This window comes from Salinifilum aidingensis, assembly GCF_054782015.1.
This window is the reverse complement of sequence record NZ_BAAGTH010000015.1, coordinates 26,771-47,102: the sequence shown is the minus strand read 5'-3', so window position 1 is coordinate 47,102 and position 20,332 is coordinate 26,771. Positions and strand designations below refer to the sequence as shown.

17 protein-coding genes are annotated in these 20,332 nt (G+C 74.8%); 9 read left to right on the top strand and 8 right to left on the bottom strand.

Annotation, left to right across the window (positions count from 1 at the left end; all coding sequences use genetic code 11):
* Positions 1 to 22: 22 nt before the first annotated feature.
* Positions 23 to 2,608: a sigma-70 family RNA polymerase sigma factor gene (locus tag ACYVJE_RS19005; protein WP_461145508.1), complete on the bottom strand. Its 2,586-nt coding sequence runs from the start codon at positions 2,606 to 2,608 to the stop codon at positions 23 to 25.
* A gap of 301 nt (positions 2,609 to 2,909) precedes the next feature.
* On the opposite strand from ACYVJE_RS19005, the gene ACYVJE_RS19000 reads away from it, so the two are divergent.
* Positions 2,910 to 4,094, top strand: coding sequence for a 5-(carboxyamino)imidazole ribonucleotide synthase (locus ACYVJE_RS19000; RefSeq protein ID WP_461145507.1), 1,185 nt, complete (start codon positions 2,910 to 2,912; stop codon positions 4,092 to 4,094).
* 83 nt (positions 4,095 to 4,177) lie between these two features.
* The gene (gene purE / locus ACYVJE_RS18995; RefSeq protein ID WP_459157181.1) at positions 4,178 to 4,696 is read left to right on the top strand and encodes a 5-(carboxyamino)imidazole ribonucleotide mutase; all 519 of its coding nucleotides are present in this window, start codon (positions 4,178 to 4,180) and stop codon (positions 4,694 to 4,696) included.
* Between the two features lie 52 nt (positions 4,697 to 4,748).
* On the opposite strand, the gene ACYVJE_RS18990 is transcribed toward purE, so the two are convergent.
* Together ACYVJE_RS18990 and ACYVJE_RS18985 are read right to left on the bottom strand one after the other, a co-directional pair.
* Positions 4,749 to 5,474, bottom strand: a complete 726-nt coding sequence (locus ACYVJE_RS18990; protein WP_459157180.1) for a TIGR03089 family protein — start codon at positions 5,472 to 5,474, stop codon at positions 4,749 to 4,751.
* A 196-nt stretch (positions 5,475 to 5,670) separates the two neighbouring features.
* Positions 5,671 to 7,131 (bottom strand): LCP family protein, encoded by a 1,461-nt coding sequence (locus tag ACYVJE_RS18985; protein ID WP_461145506.1) that lies wholly within the window; start codon positions 7,129 to 7,131, stop codon positions 5,671 to 5,673.
* Positions 7,132 to 7,888: 757 nt separating this feature from the next.
* Between ACYVJE_RS18985 and rfbB the strand changes: the two genes are divergently transcribed.
* The 4 genes from rfbB to ACYVJE_RS18965 all read left to right on the top strand — a co-directional run bounded on the left by rfbB (position 7,889) and on the right by ACYVJE_RS18965 (position 12,167).
* A complete protein-coding gene (gene rfbB, locus ACYVJE_RS18980; protein ID WP_461145505.1) occupies positions 7,889 to 8,884 on the top strand; it encodes a dTDP-glucose 4,6-dehydratase in 996 nt (331 codons plus the stop codon).
* Positions 8,881 to 9,804, top strand: coding sequence for a dTDP-4-dehydrorhamnose reductase (gene rfbD / locus ACYVJE_RS18975; RefSeq protein WP_461145504.1), 924 nt, complete (start codon positions 8,881 to 8,883; stop codon positions 9,802 to 9,804). The genes rfbB and rfbD overlap by 4 nt, the downstream gene beginning before the upstream one ends.
* A gap of 198 nt (positions 9,805 to 10,002) precedes the next feature.
* On the top strand, positions 10,003 to 11,130 hold the full coding sequence (locus tag ACYVJE_RS18970; protein WP_461145503.1) for a glycerophosphodiester phosphodiesterase: 1,128 nt from the start codon (positions 10,003 to 10,005) through the stop codon (positions 11,128 to 11,130).
* Positions 11,131 to 11,264: 134 nt separating this feature from the next.
* Entirely contained in the window at positions 11,265 to 12,167 is a 903-nt protein-coding gene (locus ACYVJE_RS18965) for a glycosyltransferase family 2 protein (RefSeq protein WP_461145502.1), read from the top strand.
* Positions 12,168 to 12,288: 121 nt separating this feature from the next.
* Here the strand turns inward: ACYVJE_RS18965 and ACYVJE_RS18960 are convergent, their stop codons facing one another.
* Positions 12,289 to 12,837, bottom strand: a complete 549-nt coding sequence (locus ACYVJE_RS18960; protein ID WP_461145501.1) for a hypothetical protein — start codon at positions 12,835 to 12,837, stop codon at positions 12,289 to 12,291.
* A 189-nt stretch (positions 12,838 to 13,026) separates the two neighbouring features.
* On the opposite strand from ACYVJE_RS18960, the gene manB reads away from it, so the two are divergent.
* Positions 13,027 to 14,154, top strand: a complete 1,128-nt coding sequence (manB, locus tag ACYVJE_RS18955) for a mannose-1-phosphate guanylyltransferase (protein ID WP_461145500.1) — start codon at positions 13,027 to 13,029, stop codon at positions 14,152 to 14,154.
* A gap of 10 nt (positions 14,155 to 14,164) precedes the next feature.
* Complete coding sequence (locus ACYVJE_RS18950) at positions 14,165 to 15,067, top strand: DNA-3-methyladenine glycosylase family protein (RefSeq protein ID WP_461145499.1); 903 nt, start codon at positions 14,165 to 14,167, stop codon at positions 15,065 to 15,067.
* Positions 15,068 to 15,238: 171 nt separating this feature from the next.
* On the opposite strand, the gene ACYVJE_RS18945 is transcribed toward ACYVJE_RS18950, so the two are convergent.
* The 4 genes from ACYVJE_RS18945 to ACYVJE_RS18930 form a co-directional block, all read right to left on the bottom strand.
* Positions 15,239 to 15,787, bottom strand: coding sequence for an NUDIX hydrolase (locus tag ACYVJE_RS18945; protein WP_459157171.1), 549 nt, complete (start codon positions 15,785 to 15,787; stop codon positions 15,239 to 15,241).
* Entirely contained in the window at positions 15,784 to 17,148 is a 1,365-nt protein-coding gene (locus tag ACYVJE_RS18940) for a coenzyme F420-0:L-glutamate ligase (RefSeq protein WP_461145498.1), read from the bottom strand. Before ACYVJE_RS18940 ends, ACYVJE_RS18945 begins: the two co-directional genes overlap by 4 nt.
* Entirely contained in the window at positions 17,145 to 18,146 is a 1,002-nt protein-coding gene (cofD, locus tag ACYVJE_RS18935; RefSeq protein ID WP_461145497.1) for a 2-phospho-L-lactate transferase, read from the bottom strand. The genes ACYVJE_RS18940 and cofD overlap by 4 nt, the downstream gene beginning before the upstream one ends.
* A 73-nt stretch (positions 18,147 to 18,219) precedes the next feature.
* Positions 18,220 to 18,966 carry a site-2 protease family protein gene (locus ACYVJE_RS18930; RefSeq protein ID WP_461145557.1) on the bottom strand — a complete coding sequence of 249 codons (747 nt, stop codon included), beginning with the start codon at positions 18,964 to 18,966 and terminating at the stop codon, positions 18,220 to 18,222.
* A gap of 959 nt (positions 18,967 to 19,925) precedes the next feature.
* Between ACYVJE_RS18930 and ACYVJE_RS18925 the strand changes: the two genes are divergently transcribed.
* The gene (locus ACYVJE_RS18925; protein ID WP_459157168.1) at positions 19,926 to 20,240 is read left to right on the top strand and encodes a WhiB family transcriptional regulator; all 315 of its coding nucleotides are present in this window, start codon (positions 19,926 to 19,928) and stop codon (positions 20,238 to 20,240) included.
* Positions 20,241 to 20,332: the final 92 nt, after the last annotated feature.

Genomic DNA, 20,332 nt, shown 5'->3' with positions numbered 1-20,332 from the left:
GGGCGAGGACGTGTGCCCTCCGTCACCCGCCATCCTCGGGCTCCTTGCCGTTCGTCGTGCTCTCCGGCGGGGCGTTCCCGCGCGACGGCCCGTCGGAGCTCGGCGGCTCGCCGGAGGAGGTCTCCTGCGTCCCGCTGGTCGGGGTTCCGCTCTCCGGGTTTCCGCTGGCCGGAGTTTCGTTGCCCGGGGTTTCGCTGGCCGGGGGTTGCGACGGCGTCCCCTCCGGATGTTCCGAGCTCGGCGTCTCCGAGGGGGACGGCGTCGGCTCGGAGGTCGTCGGTTCCGGGGGTGGCGTCGTCGGCTCGGGTTCCGTGGTGGGCGGTGTGCCCGACGGCGCCGAGGGCCGCGGCTCCGCCGGCGTCGACGGGGACGGTTCCGCCGGGCGGCTCGGTGTACCCGGGGTCGACGTGCCGGGGGTCGGCGGTGCCGGCCGCGCGGGCGTCGCCGGCGCGGGTGTGGTCACCAGCGGGCTGGGGGACGGAGTGCCAGGCGGAGTCGTCGGCTCCGGCGGGTGCGGCGGCATCGGAGGCCACGGCGACCACGCGTGCAGCGTGGCCGCGTCCTGGTCCTCGGCCGTGCCGAGCTGCGCCCGCGCGTGCACCGCCACCTCCCGGCCGGGCGGGGCCCAGTCGTGCGGCCACGACGCCGGATCCGCCGACGGCCGGTGCGGGAGGACCGGTTCGGTGCGCAGCCAGGCGTGAGCGCGGAACGACTCACCGGGGGTGAGCTCGTCCGAACAGCGCAGGCGGTGCTCGGCGACGCGGTCGCAGCGCGCCGACCACCCCGCGAGCTCGACTTCCTCCGGCAGCCGCACGAACACCTCGGCGCGGTCGGTGCGCTGGCCGGTGTTGTGCACCTGCAGGCTCGCGCGGCTGCTGCGCAACCAGGGGACCTCGTCCCAGGCGGTGATGCGCACGGCGACGCCGTCGCGCGGCGGGTCCGGTGCCACCACGACGGGCACGCTCGGGAGGGTGACGTGCACCTCGTTGCCGGAGCCGATGCGCGCCCGGATCTGCCCGCCCGCGGCCCCCTCCGCGGCCCGGACGCGGAAGTCGAAGCGCACCGACTCGCCGGGGGCGAGGCCGCGCGCGGTCGAGCACCGCAGTTCCGAGGCGGTCTCCGCGCAGGACACGTCCGAGCCCGCGGCCCGCGCGGGCACCGCGGCGGGGGAGGTGCTCGCCGGTGCGGTGGCGGCGGGCGTCACCGACGCGGGGGCCGTCCCGGCGGGCGCGGTGCTGCCCGGGGACTGCGCGCCGGGCAGCTCGGCCGACACGCCGTCCGGCAGGGCGAGGGTCACGGTGACCGGTTCCGAGGTGCCGTCGCCGTCGTTGCGCACGGTGATCGGCAGGTCGGCCGGATCACCGCCCGCCACGAGCCGCACCGGCTCGGCCGGCCCGGTGGCCGCGAGGTCCTCCTCCGGCGGCGCCGGTTGCGGCGCGGGTGGTTCCGGCTGCGGTTGCGGTGGCGGCGGCTGCTCGGCCGGCGGTTGCGGTGCCGGAGGCTGCGGTGCCGGAGGCTGCGGTGCCGGCGGTGCCGGCGGCGGGTCCTGCGGTTCGGGCTCCGGCGGCGGAGGAGGCTCGGGCGCCTGCGGCCGCTCCACCGGTGGTTGCGGTGGTGGAGCGGCAGCGGGCCGGGGCATCTCACCGCCCCCCGCGGCCAGCGCCAGGCCGATCGCGGCGAGGAACCCGCCGGCGGAGAGCGCTGCCGTGGCCGTCTGCCGCGGCCCCGAGGTGACCGCCCCGCCGGCCCCTCCCGCGCCGGCCGCGGCGCCCGCGGTGACGCCACCCGCGGTGCCTCCGGCCGCCCACGACAGGTAGCCGGTCGTGGCGGCGAGGCCGAGCAGCGCCGGCGGCAGGGTCCCGCGCAGCGTGTCGTTGATCGCGACGAGCTCCCCGGCCCGCGCGTGGCAGCGCTCGCACTCGTCGAGGTGGGTCTCCACCTGGGTGGTCTCGCGGCGGGCGAGCTTGCCGCGGGCCCAGGCGCCGAGACGTTTGGCCGTGGAGCGGCAGCGCACCGGGGCCCCCTCGGTGTCCAGCTGGCCGAGGTGGACCTGGAGGTACTCCTGCCGCAGCCCCTCGCGGGCCCGGTAGACCAGGGCGGACACGCCGTTCGGGGTGAGCCCGAACTGCGCGGCGACGTCGGCGGGCGTCTGCTGCTCGATGACGACGTGCCACAGCACCGCCTGCCAGCGCTCCGGTAACCGCTGGAAGGCCTGGGTGATGAGCGTGCGCTCCAACCCGGCCACCGCGGTGTCGGTGAACGGCACGCTGATGTCCGCACCGGGCACCGCGCCGACGTCCTCGGCCGGGTGCTCCCGCGACTTGCGCGTCCGGTCGTAGGCGGTGTGCCGGATGGTGGTCAGCAGGTAGGCGCGGAACGCGTCGGTCGGCCCCCGGCCGGAGCGCAGCACGTCGAGCACGCGCGCGAAGGCCTCGGCGACGAGGTCGTCGGCATCGGTGGAGCTGCGCGCCACGGTCCGGGCCATGTTGTGCGCCGCTTCGACGTGGCGCTCGTAGAGCTGCGCGTACGCCTCGGTGGACCCGCTGCGCACGTCTTCGATCAACGTCGCGTCGCTGCGGTCCTGCACCTTCGTCGGGGGGCTCGCCACGCCGCACCTCCCTCGCCGCCGCTCACTTCGCCAGCGGGCAGTGTCCCCCGGGCCGCTCGGCGATCTCCGGGCCCCGCCTGCTTGCCGGGGCGCCATCTCGGGGCCGCCCGCTTCCGCCGACGCCGCCCTGCGCCCGGTCCGCGCACATTGTGATCGACAGTGTGCCGTGCGCACCATCCCGCCCGCCGAACCGGGTGCGTGTCGGCGGGTGCGTTCGGGTGAACACGGCTCGGCGTGAGGCATGTCGCGATGTGCGCTCCCCCATCCGGGCAGCGGCGCCGGGCCGCCTACGCTGGTCGCCGTGGACCAGCGCACCGGAACCCCCGTTGTCGGCATGATCGGTGGCGGCCAGTTGGCCCGCATGACCCACCAGGCGGCGATCCCGCTCGGCCAGTCGCTGCGCGTGCTGGCCGCGTCGCCGGACGAGTCGGCCGCGTCGGTGGCCTCCGAGGTGCGGATCGGCACGCACACCGACCTGGACGCGCTGCGCGCCTTCGCCGCCGAGTGCGACGTCGTCACCTTCGACCACGAGCACGTCCCCGGCGAGCACCTGCGCGCGCTCATCGCCGAGGGGCACGCGGTGCACCCGGGTCCGGACGCGCTGGAGCACGCGCAGGACAAGCTGGTGATGCGCCGCCGGCTGGCGGACATGGGCGTGCCGGTACCCGCGTTCGCGGAGATCACCGAGGTCGAGCAGCTCGTCGCGTTCGGGCAGGAGCACGGCTGGCCCTGCGTGCTCAAGGCCGCCCGCGGCGGGTACGACGGTCGCGGCGTGTGGGTGCTCGACGACGCCGACGAGGCGCGCCGCACCGCGGAGGAGCTGCTGGGCGAGGGCGTGCCGCTGCTGGCCGAGCAGCGCGTGGAGCTGCGCCGGGAGGTGGCGGCCGTGGTGGCGCGCTCCCCGTTCGGGCAGGGCGCGGCGTGGCCGCTGGTGGAAACCGTGCAGCGCGACGGCATCTGCGTGCAGGTCGTGGCGCCGGCACCGGACGTTCCCGCGGAGCTCGGCAACGAGGCCCAGGACCTGGCGCTGCGCATCGCCGAGGAGCTCGGCGTCACCGGGGTGCTCGCGGTCGAGCTGTTCGTCACCGGCGACGGGATCGTGGTCAACGAGCTGGCCATGCGCCCGCACAACTCGGGGCACTGGAGCATCGAGGGGGCCCGCACCTCGCAGTTCGAGCAGCACCTGCGCGCCGTGCTGGACTACCCGCTGGGCAGCACCGATCTGACGGCGCCGGTCGTGGTGGTGGGCAACGTGCTGGGGGCGCCGGAGGCGCCGGGGATGAAGCTCGACGAGCGGCTGCACCACCTGTTCGCGCGGTTCCCGCACGCGAAGGTGCACTTCTACGGCAAGGCCGAGCGCCCCGGCCGCAAGATCGGGCACGTGACCGTGCTGGGGTCGGAACCGGATGCGGTGCGCCGCGAGGCGGACCTCGCGGCGCACTGGCTGTCGCGGGCGGAGTGGCCCGACGGGTTCAGCATCCACTGATCGGGCCCATCCACCGAACGGACGCGGAGAATGGGCCGCGACCGCGCGCGGCGCGGGAGCGGTGCGATCGACGGGAGCGGAACGTGGCGGACAACCCCCAGGTCGGCGTGATCATGGGCAGCGACTCGGACTGGACGGTCATGTCCGAGGCGGGAGCGGCGCTGCGCGAGTTCGACGTGGACTACGAGGTCGGCGTCTACTCGGCGCACCGCACGCCGCAGCGGATGCTGGAGTACGCGCAGGGCGCGGCCGACCGCGGGCTCCGCGTGCTCATCGCCGGGGCGGGCGGCGCCGCCCACCTGCCGGGCATGGTGGCCGCGGCCACCGTGCTGCCGGTGATCGGCGTCCCCGTGCCGCTGAAGTACCTGGACGGCATGGATTCGCTGCTGTCGATCGTGCAGATGCCCGCCGGGGTGCCCGTGGCCACCGTCTCGGTCGGCGGAGCGCGCAACGCGGGGCTGCTCGCGGTGCGGATGCTCGCCGCCGACGCGGGTGAGCGCGGTGCCCGGCTGCGCGGGGCGATGGCGCGGTTCCAGTCCGAGCTCGGCGACGCGGTGCTGCACAAGGACGCGGCGCTGCGTGAGCGCGCCGCCGAGCAGTGAGGACTTCGGGCTCTGCTGCCGCTTCCGCGGACGTGCGCGCTGGAGTGCTCGCTCAGCCGAGCACGGCGGTGACCTTCTCGGACTCCCGGCGGCGCTGCCACTGCGCGGAGTCGAGCTGTTCGGCGTGCGCGCACTGCACCAGTGATGCGCCGCCGGTGGCCAGCACGGACAGCAGCCCGTCGAGCACCCCGCCCGGCACCGACCAGTCGCGTGTGGACAGGACCCGGTCGGTGGCGCTCAAGCCGTGCTCGGCGGCCTTCTCCCGCGCTTCGGCCAGCACCTGCGCCACCGTGCGCCCGGCCAGCGCCGGGGCGTCGTCGCCGACGGGCGCCAGCGGCAGGAACTCGTCGCCGTGCGCCCGGATGTCGCCGATGTAGTCCACCGCGTCCGCGCGCAGGTCGCGCAGCGGCGCGCCCAGCGCGTCCAGCCCGACGGCCGCGATCGTGCGCGCGCCGACGCCGCGCTGCACCGCCTCGGCGGGGACGAACGCCACGTCCGCGTCCTGCACCTCCGGCACGACGTGCGCTCCGCACCACCAGGCGCCGAGGAACACGCCGACCGTCTGCCAGTGCGCGGGCAGGTCCACGGCGACGGGGGCTCCCGGTTCGACGTCCCACTCGTCGACCAGCCAGTTCGCCGTTTTCGCCGCCCAGTTCGCCGTGGTCGCGCGGGAGAGCTCCACCCGCGCTCCGGTGGCGTCGTCGTAGAAGGTGATCAGCGGTTTCGGTGAGCTCGCGCGCACGAGCGGTTGCAGCAGGGCGTCGGTGATCGTGGCCATGCGGCCAGGTTAGGGAGTCCGCGGACCGGTCGGCGTCGCGGGGCGGGTGGGGACCGGGCAGCTCCGCCGCTCGCCCGGCTGGGCTGGTGCGGCGGCGCGGAGGCCGCCGCACCGCGCCCAGCAGGGGCGGTGCGCCGCACCGCGTTGATGCGGTGCACCGCTGCCCGCGGACGCAGCGGAGGACCGGGGCGGGAGCTCAGTCCACGCAGGGGATCTGCCCCGCGCTGATCTCCTGGTCCGGGCTGTCCGATCCGCCCGTCACCGGCTGCTGGGCGGAGCCGTTCTGCTGCGCGGCCGGGCCCCCCTGCTGCCCGTCGAGCTGGACGGTGCCCGCGCCGCCGATGCCGCTGGCGCCCGGACCGGAGTAGTCCGAGGCCAGGTAGACCTCCGTGCTGCCGGGGGAGAGGTTCTCGCTCACCTGCACGTCGATGCCGCCGAGCTGCTCGGACATCCGCTGGCCCGTCTGCTGCTCGCCGGGGGCGACGTAGACGACCGAGGAGTCCATGGACTCGGCGTTCGCGGTGCCGTTGACGGTGTAGCCGGCCTGCTCGAGCGTGTCGCCCACGCTGCCGGCCAGGCCGTCGATGCCGGCGGCGTTGTACACGCTGACCTGGACGTCGGCGTTGGCCTGCTGCTTCTTCTCGCGCTCGGCCCGCTCCTGCTCGCGCTTCGCCGGCGGCAGCATCATGTCCTCGGCGAACTGCTGCACCTCGGAGGGGTTGACCTCGACGTCCTCCTCGCCCGCCTCGCCGACCATGTGCACCGGGACGGTGTGGAACTCGATCTTGTTCGGGTTGATGCCCTGCAGCTTCTGGGCGAAGCCGAGCACGTCGGAGGCGAGCTGGTCGTCCAGGACGACCGACTTCTGCACCGATTCGATGAGGTCCGAGAGCTTGGCCGGGTTGGCCAGGGTGCCGCTGGAGATGACCTTGTTCGCCAGCGCCGACATGAACACCTGCTGGCGGATGCCCCGGTCGAGCTCGTTGGTCAGGCCGTGGCGCTGCCGGACGAAGGCCAGCGCGTCCGAACCCTGGATCGTCTGGCGCCCGGCCCGGAAGTGCGCTCCCGAGTAGGGGTCGTTGACGGGGTTGTTCAGGCACACCTCGACGCCGCCGATGGCCTTGGTGACCTCGTAGAAGCCGAACAGGTTCACCTCGGCGTAGTTGTCGACGGACGCGCCGGTGAGCTCGCTGACCGTCTTGATGAGGAACCGCTGCCCGGCCAGGGTGGATTCGCGCTCGATCCTCTTCTGGTCGGTCACGCCCTGCTGCCGGAGCTCGTCGGCCTTGGCCGCCTTGGCGTTGGCCAGCGCCGAATTGATCTTGTTCTCGCCGAACGGGCCCTGGTCGACGAGCGTGTCGCGGGGGAAGCTCATGACCACGGCGCGCTGGCCGTTGTTCGGGATCCGCACGAGCATGATGGTGTCCATCAGGTCACCACCCTCGTCGTCGGTGGTGCGCAGCTTCTCCAGGACTTCCGGCGGGAGCGGGTTGCCCTCCGCGTCCGTGCGCGAGTCGTTGCCGGTCAGCAGGATGTCGGTGGAGCCGTCGGGGGAGTTGAACCCCGCTCCGGTCACGTTGCCGCCGGTCGAGCTGCCCATGAAGCTGCGGAAGTGCGCCCAGGCGAACCCGGTGGTGGTCAAGATCACGATGGACATCACCGCGACGATCGTGCGCACCGCGTAGCGCCACCGGCGGCCCCCGCCGGAACCCCCGCGGCCCCCGCCGGAGCCCCGGGGGCGCTGCCACGTGTCGTCCGGCGGAGCGCCGTCACGCGCGGCCTGCCGGCGGCGGCCCGACTCCCCCGGGCGCGCGGCTTCCGGCCGTTCCCGCGGCGCCCGGTCCTGGGGCGGCCGTTCCTGCGGCGGGCGTTCCCGGGGCGGACCAGGGGGTTTTCCCGGGGCTTCGCGGCCGGGAGGAGGCTGGTCGCCGGCGCGCTGCCCGCTCGGCCGGTTCTGCGGGCGGCCGGCGGGGCGGCCGCCTCCCGGAGGCGGAGCACCCCCGCCGCGCGGGGGAGGGGCACCGCGCTGGTCGCCTGCGGGACGGGCGGAGCGCCCCGGGGGGCGCTGCGGATCGCCCTGTCCGTGCGGTCCGGCCTGCCCGTGGGGGCCGCCTGGCCGCCGAGGCCCGTCCTGCACGCATCCTCCTTGGCCTGGACGCCAGCAAATCGGAAAAAAGCCTGAAAGCATTACAGCTTTCAGGTGTGATTCGTGTCCTGGTCGAGTGCAGGCTAGCGGTGATCGGCCTCCCGCCGCCGCCCTCCCCGAGAGCCAGTGACGTCACTCATACTGATGAAAACCGGTGCCATGTGTCGACGGGGAGGCGGCCCGCGGGGGAGTTCCGCCTCCGTGGCACACTGCCCGTGCTCGGGGTGCCCAGCCGAATTCCCGGGGCACGCGAATCTTGTGAGGTGTCATGCGCATTCTGGTGACGGGCGGAGCGGGTTTCATCGGATCGCGCTACGTGCGCGAACTGCTGAACGGTTCCTACCCGGCGTTCGCCGGGGCCGAGGTCGTCGTGCTGGACAAACTCACCTACGCCGGCAACGAGCAGAATCTGGGCGCGGTTTCCGGTCATCCGCGATTCGAATTCGTCACCGGGGACATCTGCGACCGCCCGCTCGTGGACGACATCATGCGCAGCGCGGACGTCGTGGTGCACTTCGCCGCGGAGAGCCACGTGGACCGGTCCATCGCGGGTTCCGACTCGTTCGTGCGCACCAACGTCCTGGGCACCAACACGCTGCTGGACAGCGCCGCCCACGCCGGGGTCTCCCGGTTCGTGCACGTCTCCACCGACGAGGTGTACGGGTCCACCGACACCGGCTCCTGGCCCGAGGACCACCTGCTCGAGCCGAACTCGCCCTACTCGGCGGCGAAGGCCGGCTCCGACCTGCTCGCGCGGGCCTACCACCGCACCCACGGCCTGCCGGTGTGCGTCACCCGGTGTTCGAACAACTACGGGCCGCACCAGTTCCCCGAGAAGATGCTGCCGCTGTTCATCACGAACCTCCTCGACGGCGCGGCCGTCCCGCTCTACGGCGACGGGGAGCACACGCGGGACTGGCTGCACGTCGCCGACCACTGCCGCGCCGTCCAGCTCGTCGCCGAGTCCGGCCGGCCCGGCGAGATCTACAACATCGGCGGCGGCACCGAGCTTACCAACCGGGCGCTGACCGAGCGGCTGCTGGAGCTGTTCGGCAAGGACTGGTCGCACGTGCGCCACGTGCCCGACCGCAAGGGCCACGACCGGCGGTACTCGGTGGACGACGACAAGATCGCCCGCGAGCTCGGCTACGCGCCGAGCGTGGACTTCGACACCGGGCTGCGCGCAACGGTGCAGTGGTACGCCGACAACCGGGCGTGGTGGGAGCCGCTGAAGCGCCGCGCGGAGCTCGCGGAGGCACCGTGACCGCACGACTCGCCGTGCTCGTGCCGGGAGGGCGCGGGCAGCTGGGCAGCGAACTGCGCCGCGTCCTCGGCCCGCAGCAGCACTCCCTCGTGCACGCACCGGGCTCCGCGGAGCTGGACCTGACCGACGCCGAAGCCGTCGGCGACGCGGTCGACGCGTTCGCCGAAGCGGCCCGGGACGCCGCGCTGCGGCCCGTGGTCGTCAACGCCGCCGCCGACACCGCCGTCGATCGGGCCGAGAGCGACCCCGAGCACTCCTGGGCCGTCAACGCCCGCGGCGCGGGCCTGCTCGCCGAGCGCTGCCGCGCGCGCGGCCTGCCGATGGTGCACGTCTCCACCGACTACGTCTTCTCCGGGGACGGCGAGCGCCCCTACGAGCCCGACGACGAGACCGGCCCGCGCACCGCCTACGGCCGCGCCAAGCTCGCCGGGGAGCGCGCCGTGCTGGGCTCCGGGGCCCGCGCCTGGGTGGTGCGCACCGCGTGGGTCTACGGCGCGCGGGGCGGCAACTTCGTCAAGACCATGGGCAGGCTCGCCGCCGAGCGCGAGACCGTCTCCGTCGTCGACGACCAGGTCGGCTCGCCCACCTGGGCCGCGGACCTCGCGGCGGGGCTGCTCGACCTGGCCGGGCGCATCGCCGGCGGGCGGGCGCCCGGCCGGAACGTCCTGCACTGCACGAACACCGGTCAGGTGAGCTGGTACGAGTTCGCGCGGGCCGTGTTCGGCGAGCTCGGCGAGGACCCCGCCCGCGTGCACCCCTGCAGCAGCGCCGAGCACATCCGGCCGGCGCCCCGCCCGGCGTACTCGGTGCTGTCCCCGCACGCCTGGCAGCAGGCCGGACTGGCGCCGCTGCGGGACTGGCGGGAGGCGCTGACCGCGGCGTTCCAGCAGGACGGCGACGCCTTCACCACCGCGGGGTGACCAGAGCGGTTTCGCGGCTCGCCAAGTCGTCCCCTCCGTCGCGGGCGGCCGCCCGCGCGCCGCGACCTCGCCGTTCATCTCCGGAGCACCCGGAAGCAGCACCCGCGTGACCTCCTCGTCGCGCGCCTCGGGAAAGATCCCGGAGCGCACGCACAGGACCCGGTCGCCGCCCGCCGGCGACCGAACCCAGGAGGGCACATGACGATCCGGGGACGCCTGACAGCGCTCGTCCTCGCCGGTACCGCGACGTTGGGGCTGGTCCACGTCCCCGCCGCAGCGGCGCCCGCCACCGGCTCGGCGGCCGGGGCGGAGGGAACAGCCGAGGTGTTCGGGCACCGCGGCGCGTCCGGGTACCGGCCGGAGCACACCCTGGTCTCCTACGCGCTGGCCGCGCGCACGGGCGCCGACTACATCGAGGTGGACCTGGTGTCCACGAAGGACGGCGTGCTCGTCGCGCGGCACGAGAACGAGATCAGCGGCACCACCGACGTCGCCGAACACCCGGAGTTCGCCGACCGCAGGACCACCAAGACCATCGACGGCGAGGAAGTCACCGGGTGGTTCACCGAGGACTTCACGCTCGCCGAGCTCAAGACCCTGCGCGCCGAGGAGCGCCTGCCCGGTTTGCGGCCGCGCAACACCGTCTACGACGGGCAGTTCGAGGTCCCCACGTTCGCCGAGGTCCTCGACCTGCGGGAGCGGTTGTCGCGCGAGCTCGGCAGGGAGGTCGGGATCGCGCCCGAGACCAAGCACCCCAGCTACTTCGGGAGCATCGGCCGGCCCCTGGAGCCGGGGCTGGTCACCGCGCTGACCCGGCGCGGGTTGAACACGCCGCGCGCCAAGGTCGCGGTGCAGTCCTTCGAGGTCGGCAACCTCGAGCGGTTGGACGAGGTGCTGCGCACCGACCTCGTGCAGCTCGTCCACCACGAGGGCGCGCCGCAGGACTTCGTCGAGTCCGGCGACCCGCGCAGCTACCGCGACATGGTCACCCCGGAGGGGTTGCGGGACGTGGCAGCGTACGCGGACTGGGTGTCCCCCTCGCAGCAGATGATCCTGCCCACCGACGAGGACGGCCGGCTGACCGGTCCGACCGCGCTCGTCGACGACGCGCACGCCGCCGGGCTCGATGTCGCGCCCTACACGCTGCGCGCGGAGAACCACTACCTGCCCGCGGACTTCCGCTCCTCGGACGATCCGGCCGAATGGGGCGATGTGCGCGGCTACGGCGCGCTGCTGCTCGAGCAGGGCGTCGACGCGCTGTTCGCCGACCAGCCCGACGTGGCCGACCGGATCCGCGAGGGGGCCACCGCCGCGGCGGGGGCCTGATCCCGTCGCGGCCCCCGGGGCCACCGCGAGGAGCGGTCGCTGCGGTGCGCCTGCCGCGCGCAGGCGCGCGGTACTGCCGGCGCGCGGTTCCGGCGGCGCGACCGGGCGGGGACGCGCGCGCGGCGTTCGGCAGAATGTTGCGGGTGAGCGCGCGCGAAACCCGGAGCTACGGCGAGGACCTCGCCGTCGTCGTCGTGACCTACTCGCCCGGCGAGACCCTCGAGCGCATGCTGGACACGCTGCACGGGTCCGCCGAACACCACGGGGCCACCGAATGCCGGGTGCGCGTGGTCCTCGCCGACAACGGATCCACCGACGGCGCCCCCGAGCGGGCGGCGCAGCGACCGGACGTGCAGCTCGTGCGCACCGGCGCCAACCTCGGCTACGGCGGCGGCGTCAACCGCGGCGTCGCCGAGCTCGGGGAGGAGTTCGGCTGGGTGGTGTTCGCCAACGCCGATCTCGAGTGGGCGCCGGGCTCGCTGGACGAACTGCTCGCCGCGGCCAAGCGCTGGCCGCGGGGCGGGGCGTTCGGACCGCTCATCCGCGAACCCGACGGCAGCGTCTACCCCTCGGCGCGGCTGCTGCCCTCGCTCGGCCGCGGTGCCGGCCACGCCGTGTTCGGCCGCGTGTGGCCGGGCAACCCGTGGACCCGGGCCTACCGCCAGGTCGCTGCGGGACGCGCCGAGCGCACCGCCGAGTGGCTGTCCGGCTCGTGCCAGCTCGTGCGCCGCGAGGCCTTCGATTCGGTCGACGGGTTCGACCCGCGGTACTTCATGTACTTCGAGGACGTCGACCTCGGCGACAGGCTCGGCCGCGCCGGGTGGTTGAACGTCCACGTGCCCAGTGCGGAGATCACGCACATCGGCGGGCACGCCACCTCGCGGGTCTCCGCGCGGATGCTGGCCGAACACCACCGCAGCGCCTACCGCTACCTGGCCGACCGCTACCGCGGGCCGCTGCACGCCCCGCTGCGGGCGGCGCTGCGCGCGGGACTGGCGCTGCGCAACGAGGTCCAGGCCCGCGCTGCGCGCAGGTGATCCGGCCCGTCCCGGCAGACCCGGCACGGCGAGGGCGCGACGCCGGCCCGCCGCAGCGCGCCCGCAGCTGCAGATCCGCGGAGCGGGGCCCGCCGCAGCGGGGCGTGCCCGCCGGCGTGCGTCACCACCGGGGCGGGCGCTGCTCCGATGCCGGCGGGCCGAACTCGCCGGGCTCCCGCTGCACCCCGTGCGGGTTCTGCGGCAGCACGGTGCTCTCCTCCTCGGGCCAGTCCGGTGCGGCGTACGGGTCCTGCTCGGCCGCGCGGGGATCCGGGTGCACGGCGTAGGGGTCCGGCCGGTCGGAGGCGTCCCGCTGCGGGGAGGGGTGCTGCGGCGGCTGCGGGGGAGGACAGGGCGCGGTGGCGGACTGCGGGGAGAACGGCTGCGTCCCGGGTGCCTGCGGTTGCCCGGCGGCCGGCCGTTCCGGCCCGGTCCGACCGCGCTGCTCGTGCTCCTGCCCGACCTGCCCCGCGCCGGGCTGTCCCGGTTCGGGTGGGGTCGCCTCGGGCTGGGTCGGCAGCTGCGGCGCCGTGGGAGGCTCCTCGTACAGGTGCAACCGGACCGTGGCCTCGGCGTCCATCGGGGAGGTCGCGTTGTCCGGGGTCACCACGCCGCCGTCCCGCGCCCGCGCGCGGGCGAGGGCCTCGTCGGCCCGATCGTGCGGGTCCATCGGGGTCCCACTCCGTCCTGCGCCGGGTTCCGCGTCACCGGTCCCGCCGCGCGGTCAGGCGGGCCCTGTGCTCATTATGACGCCGCAACTGTCAGAGTGTTCCCCCCAACGGGTTTTCGGGCGCGTCGCACGCGCGCGGTGCGGGCGCGAAGCCGCGTCCCGCCAGGTCGAAGGAGGAGAGTACCTGACATGTCCGCCGATGCGCAGGAGCTCACCGGCCGCGCCGGAGCGGGGGGACGCCGGCCGGAGGCGGCCGGAGCGGACGCCGTCGTGCTCGTGGGCGGTCAGGGCATGCGGCTGCGCCCGCTGACGCTGTCCGCGCCGAAGCCGATGCTGCCGCTGGCCGGTGTCCCGTTCCTGCGCCACCTGCTCGCCCGCATCCGCGACGCGGGCATCGAGCACGTGATCCTCGGCACCTCGTACCAGGCGGAGGTCTTCGCCGACCACTTCGGGGACGGCTCCGCGTTCGGCCTCGAGCTGGACATCGTCGTCGAGGACGAACCGCTGGACACCGCCGGGGCGATCCGCAACGTGTCCGACCGGTTGCGGCACGACGACGTGCTCGTGTTCAACGGCGACGTGCTGTCCGGGGTGGACCTGCCGGGGCTGCTGCGCAGCCACCGCGAAGCCGCGGCCGACGCCACGCTGCACCTGGTCCGCGTGGCCGACCCCAGCCACTTCGGCTGCGTGCCCACCGACGCGGACGGGCGCGTGACCGCGTTCCTGGAGAAGACCTCCGAGCCTCCGGTGGACCAGGTCAACGCCGGGTGCTACGTGTTCCGCCGCGAGGTGGTCGAGGCGATCCCGGCCGGCCGCCCGGTCTCGGTGGAGCGCGAGACGTTCCCGCAGCTGCTGGCCGCGGACGCGCACCTGCACGGCCACGTCGACTCCGCCTACTGGCTCGACATGGGCACGCCGGAGGCGTTCGTGCGGGCCGGTGCCGACCTGGTGCGCGGGGTGGCCCCCTCGCCGGAGCTGCCCGGGCCGCCGGGCGAGGCGCTCCTCCTCGACGGTGCGCAGGTGGACGCCGGGGCGGTCGTCGACGGCGGGAGCACCGCGGGGCGGGGCAGCCGCGTCGACGCGGGCGCGCGCGTGTCCGGCTCGACCCTGTTCGACGGGGCGCACGTGGCGCGCGACGCGGTCGTCCAGCGCTGCATCATCGGGGCGGGCGCGCGGGTCGGCGCCGGTGCGGTGGTGCGCGACGCGGTCATCGGCGACCGTGCGAGCATCGGTGCCGGATGCGAACTCCTCGGCGGAGTGCGGGTGTGGCCGGACGTGGAGCTGCCCGCCGGCGGCGTCCGCTTCTCCGCGGCGTGAATCGAGCGCGATGACCCGACGAACCCGGCACCTCGGCCAGGGGTGCGAACCGGTGCGCGTCCTCGCGCCGCTGCGGCGCGGCACCGGCGATCCGGCGATGCGCGCGGACGGCGGCGAGCTGTGGTGGGCCTGCACCACCGCCGCCGGCCCGGCGAGCCTGCGCGTCGCCCGCGACGCGGACGGCACCGTGCGCGGCAGCGCCTGGGGCGAGGGCGCGGAAGCGGTGCTCGACGGTCTGCCGCGGCTGCTCGGGCAGCACGACGACGTCAGCGGTTTCCGCCCGCGGCACGAGGTCGTCCGCCGCGGCTGGCGCGCCGGGCGCGGCGTGCGGATGTGCGCCACCGGCCGCGTGTGGGACGTGCTGCTGGCCGCCGTGCTGGAGCAGAAGGTCACCACCCGCGAGGCGTGGCGGTCGTGGCGGGAGCTGTGCCGCCGGTTCGGCACGCCCGCGCCGGGGCCGGTGCCGGACGGCCTGCGCGTTCCGCCGACTCCGCGGCAGCTGCGGGGCCTGCGCGACTGGGAGTGGCACCGCGCCGGGGTGGACGGGATGCGGCGGCGCACGCTCATCGCCGCGGCCGCGGTGGCCGACCGGGTGGAACGCGCCGCGGAGCTCGGCGGCGGCGCCGGGCGCGACCTGCTGCGCCACGTGCCCGGCATCGGGCCGTGGACGGCGGCGGAGGTCGCGCAGCGCGCCTGGGGCGATGCCGACGCGGTCAGCCTCGGCGACTACCACCTGCCCGCGATCGTCGGCGCGGCGCTCCTCGGCGAACCCGTGGACGACGACGGCATGCTCGAAGCGCTCGCCCCGTACGCGGGGCATCGCCACCGCGCGGTGCGGTGCCTGCTCGAAGCCGGTGCGCGGCGACCGCGCTCCGCGCCGCGCACGCCCGTGCGCGACTACCGCGCGATGTGACGAGTCCCGCAGCGTGCCCGCTCGGCTGTGCGTGCGTTTCGCGGGAAATGGACGCACCCCCGGTCGGGTGGGGTGCGACTGGAAGGCGGCGGGGGAAGCGGAGCAACCGCCCCGCGAGCTGTCCCCGCGGGGAGTCGCTCGACGACACGGCCGAGAGCGGCGGGGAGGCCCTCAGCCGGCTGCCGCGGTGCGCGCGGTGGCCGCGGCGACGGGCTCGGCGACGTCGGACTCCGCGGGCAGCGCGCGCACCGGCCACCAGCGCAGGTCCAGCGACTCGGCGCTGCGCGCGGGCCGGGCGCCCGCCGGCGCGCGCACCGCGAAGCGCACGTCGAAATGCCGCGTCGGCGCCCCCAGCGAGCAGGTGATCGGGTGCAGGTCCAGGTGCACCGGTCGCGGGTCGATCACCAGCCCGTCCATCCCGGACTCCTCGGTGGCCTCGCGCAGCGCCGCGCCGCGCAGCGTCGCGTCCCCGGGCTCGCAGTGCCCGCCGAGCTGCAGCCACCGGCCCACCCGCGGGTGCAGCGTGAGCAGCACGTGCTCCCCCGCGGCGTCGAACACCACGGCCGAGGCCGTGACGTGCCCCGGCGCGCACTCCCGCCGGCAGGCGTCCGCGCGCGCCTCCAGCAGTGCCAGGAAGGCCTGCCGCAGCGTCTCCTGCTGCGGCTGCTCGGGGCGCCACGCCCCGAGCACGTCCAGCGCGTCGCCGTGCGGTCCGCTCACTTCTCGACCAACCCCCCATCGTCCGGGTCGCGGGGCGGCCGGGGTTCCGGAGCGGGTTCGGCCGGATGACCGAGGGCCACGCTGCCCAGCGGTTCCCAACCGGGCGGCAGGTCGAGCGCGGCGCGCACCGTTTCCGGGCAGAACAGCGTCGAGGACACCCAGCACGAACCGAGGTCCTCGGCCGCGAGCGCCACCATGAGCCCCTGCACCGCAGCACCGGCCGCCACGGTGAACATGGACCGCTCGGCATCGGCGCGCCGCTCGTCCGGGTAGTCGTGCGCACCGTCGCGGACGAGGAACGGCACCACGATCTCCGGGGCCTCGTAGAGCAGGTTGCCGCGGTTCACCCGGCGCTGCGCGGCCTCCTCGCCGAGCCCGTCGGCGCGCAGGTCGGCCAGCCAGGCCTGGCGCATCGCGTCCAGCAGTTTGGTCCGCAGTGGACGCTCGCGCAGCCACACGAAGCGCACCGGCCGCGTGTGGTGCGGTGCCGGCGCGGTCAGCGCCGCCCCCACGGCGCGGCGCACCGCCTCCGGGTCGACCTCCGCGTCGGAGAACGACCGCACCGAGCGGCGCAGCAGCACGGCCTCCCTGCGCCCCTGGCGCAGCGCTTCCTGCGTGCCGAGGCGGAAGAGGTCGTGCTCGACCGGCCGCACCAGGTCGCGCGCGCTGGCCCGCTCGTCGGTCATCGACAGCCCGCGCACCACCGCCACGGGGGTGCCGCCGAGCTTGCCCTTGACCAGGTCGCCGGCGGCGGCGGCCTCGTCGGCCACGGCGACCTCGGTGACGCTGAGCGTGTTGCCCTGGACGTCGACGCTGCCGGCGTACTGGTGCAGCGCCTCCACCCCGGCCGCGCCGATCGCCACGTCGGTCTGCCCGTTGCGCCAGGTGCGGCCCATCGTGTCGGTGATGAGGACGCCGACGCGCACGCCGAGCCGCTCGGCCAGCCCCTCCCGGATGCGGCGGGCGGAGGCGTCCGGGTCGGCGGGCAGCAGCGCGATCTGGTCGTCGGCCACGTTCGACGCGTCCACGCCCGAGGCGGCCTGCACGATCCCGAGCTGGTTGCGGGTGATCAGCGTGCGGCCGTGGCGGGCGAGCACCGCGGTCGACTCGGAGAGCACGAGCTCCCGGCGGAGCGCGTCGCGCTGGTCGGGGTCGCGCGGGGCCTGCACGATCCGCCCCTCGGCCTTGGACAGGATCTTGCTGGTGATGACGAGGACGTCGGCATCGGCCAGCCACGGCGCGGCGGCGGCGATCGCGGCCGCGACGTCGTCGCCCGGGGCGAACTCGGGCAGCCCCGGCACGGAGTGGACGGTGATCCCGCCCGGCGCTCCGTGGTCGCCGCTGGTGCCGTTCGCGGTCATCGCGGCACCTCCAATCCGGCGGCGTCGAACGCGGCGCGCACCATCTCCGCGGTGGCGTCCACATCGGACATCACCAGCGGGGTCTCGCGCACCCGCACCCCGCCGACCTCGCCGGCGTCGCCGGGGTGCACCAGCCACGTGTCCAGGATGCCCCCTTCCGCGCGCGCACCGTAGTGCGCGGCGACGGCGGTGGCCGTGGACTCCACCCCGATGGCGCGCAGGCAGGAATCGGCCATGCCGCGCAGCGGGCTGCCGCCGATGATCGGGGAGACGCCCACCACCGGAGCGGAGGTCTCCCGCAGCGCCTGGCCGAACCCGGGGACCGCGAGCAGCGTGCCGATGCTGACCACCGGGTTGGAGGGAGCGACGAGCACCAGGTCGGCCCCGCTGAGCGCCTCGCGCACGGCGGAGCTGGGGGTGGCCTCCTCGGCGCCGACCGGGACGATCGCGCGCGCCTCGGGGCGCGCGCCGTAGCGGATCCACCACTCCTGGAAGTGCACGGCGCGGGCCTCGCCGCTGTCCGGGTCCTCGATGGCCACGTGCGTCTCCACGCGGTCGTCCGTGGCGGGCAGCAGCTGCACTCCCGGCTGCCACCGGGTGCACAGCGCGCGCGTGACGTCGGTGAGCCCGTAGCCGGCGCGCAGCATGCGCGAGCGCACCAGGTGCGTGGCGAGGTCGCGGTCGCCGAGCCCGAACCAGCTCGGTTCCGCGCCGTAGGCGGCGAGCTCCTCCTTGACCGACCAGGTCTCGTCGACGCGGCCCCACCCCTTCTCCGGGTCGATGCCGGAGCCGAGGGTGTACATGCAGGTGTCGAGGTCGGGGCACACGCGCAGCCCGTGCAGCCACAGGTCGTCGCCGACGTTGACCACGGCGGTGACCTCGTGGGCGCTGCTGCCGGCGTCCTCCGGTCGCCCGTAGGCGGGTAGTCCGAGCGCGGACTTCACTCCCAGCAGGAAGCGGGCGCCTCCGACTCCGCCGACCAGTACTACGACGTTCACGAGCGCGATCCTCGCACGAGTTCCACCCGAGCGGACCGCGAACCCGGTACGGGTCACAGTCCGGGCGGCGGGCCTACAGCCAGAAGCGGAACAGCTCCATGCCGGTGATCGCCAGGGTGGCCTCGCCGCCGACGAGGGAGTACAGCGCGAACGCGGCCCGGAAGAACAGGGTGCCCACGCCGGGGAGGAAGAAGATCGCCGCGACCAGGATCAGCGGTGCCCACGGGCGCGCCTGCGCGCCGAACCGCCGGGCCTGCGGGGACAGCCACGGCTCCCACAGGCCGTACCCGTCCAGCCCGGGGATCGGCAGGATGTTCAGCACGAACGCGATCACCTGGAGGAACGCCAGGTAGGACAACCCGGCCGCGGTGCCCCACGGCATCGGCGCGAAGATGACGATCAACGACAGCGCGAGGCCGATCAGCAGGTTGGCCAGCGGCCCGGCCGCCGAGACCACCGATTCGGTGCGCCGGTCGCGCAGCGCGGCGTGGTTGATCCACACCGCCCCGCCGGGCAGCGGGATTCCGCCGAGCGCGACGAACAGCAGCGGCAGCACGATGCTCAGCACCGGGTCGGTGTAGCGGCGCGGGTCGAGGGTCAGGTAGCCCTTCAGCCGCACTTCGCGGTCGCCACCGCGGTAGGCGGTGATCGCGTGGCCGAACTCGTGCAGGCACAGCGAGCTCGCCCACCCGCCGATGACGATGAGGACGATGCCGGTGATGCGCACGGGCTGGTTGTCGACGGCGGCCAGCGCGCAGCCGAGACCGGTCAGCGCGAGCAGGCCGAGGAAGATGGGGCTGACTCGTACCGCGGGATTCATCACGCGGCCCAGTGTTGCTGTTCCCCCGCGACCGCGAGTGCGCGGGGCGGGTGTGCCGGCCTCGCCCCGCGGCGCGTGCGGCCGCTGAGCGTGCGCGCGGACCTCCCGTTGGGTCGGGTGGGCGAGTCCTCGGCCGTTGGCCGTTGCGCGCGTGCGCGCGGGGAACTCCGCGGTCCGCCCGGACGAGTGGGAGAGGGCTGCGCGCGGGCGGGGCCGCGTGGAGCGCGCCGCGCCGGTGCGCGAGCGCCGCTGAGGTGGACGTGCGCGGAAGCGGCGAGGCGCGGGTCGCGGAAGGCGGGCCGCGGTAAGGCGGGTCGTGGAAGACGGGCCGTGGAAGACGGGGCGGGGCCGCGGGGACCGACGCGCGCCGGTGTGTCGGGATGCGGGCGCTCCGCGGGGGTCGGTGCTCGAATTGCTGGGCACGGCACCGGTGGTGCGGCGGCGATGAGCGCTCGTCCCACCGGTCGGGGGTGCGGTGCTTTCTCAGACGGCATGCCGCGCCGAGCAATGATATGCCTTGATCATGCGGATCAGCGCTGCACGACCGAGCTGAGCTCTCGCCTCGCGCGAACCGCGGTGTGCGCCGCGGTGCTCGGCGGGTTCGGCGTTGTCCCCCTACGGAAGGTTGCCACTTGACCGCAAGGAGCTACCCGGGTGTAATCACAGCAATGTCATTCAACGTTCGGGCGACGTCCGCAGGGGTGACTCGGAACTAATCCGGGGCGGACGTGACGTCCACGACGGGCCGGATTGTGGGAGTAGTTCGGTCGCGCGTAGGTCGGTCGGATTTCGGAAACGGTCAAGCCGAACGGAGTGGCCGACGCGGCGTCATACGTGCCCGCTGCAGTCGTCGGTACCAGTGCCGCCGATGGGCGAGCGAGGAGAGAAGTCCAGGAGTGCGCCCGGGAACGCCCTCTGGGGAGAGGTGCGGGAACGGGAGAATGACGGGGGAGATAAGAATGGTGGAGTCGAGCGCGGACCGTTTGTTCGGTCAGGGGGATGCGCGCGTCGCTGAACTCGACGTCCTGTCCCAAATCGTGAACCTGCCCGGTGAGGAACCGCAGTGGCAGGAGCGCGCGCTGTGCGCGCAAACCGACCCGGAGGCGTTCTTCCCGGAAAAGGGCGGATCCACGCGGGAGGCGAAGCGAATTTGCCAGGGCTGCGAGGTCCGCGACGAATGCCTGGAGTACGCCCTGGAGCACGACGAGCGTTTCGGCATTTGGGGCGGATTGTCCGAACGGGAGCGCCGGAGGCTGAAGCGCCGGGCGAGCTGACCCTCTCCGGTCGGGTGCGGTGGGGGTTCGCCGCGCGTCGAGCGGTCAGCCGCTGAACGGTCCACTGTGGAAACGCTGAGTCGGTTCGCAGC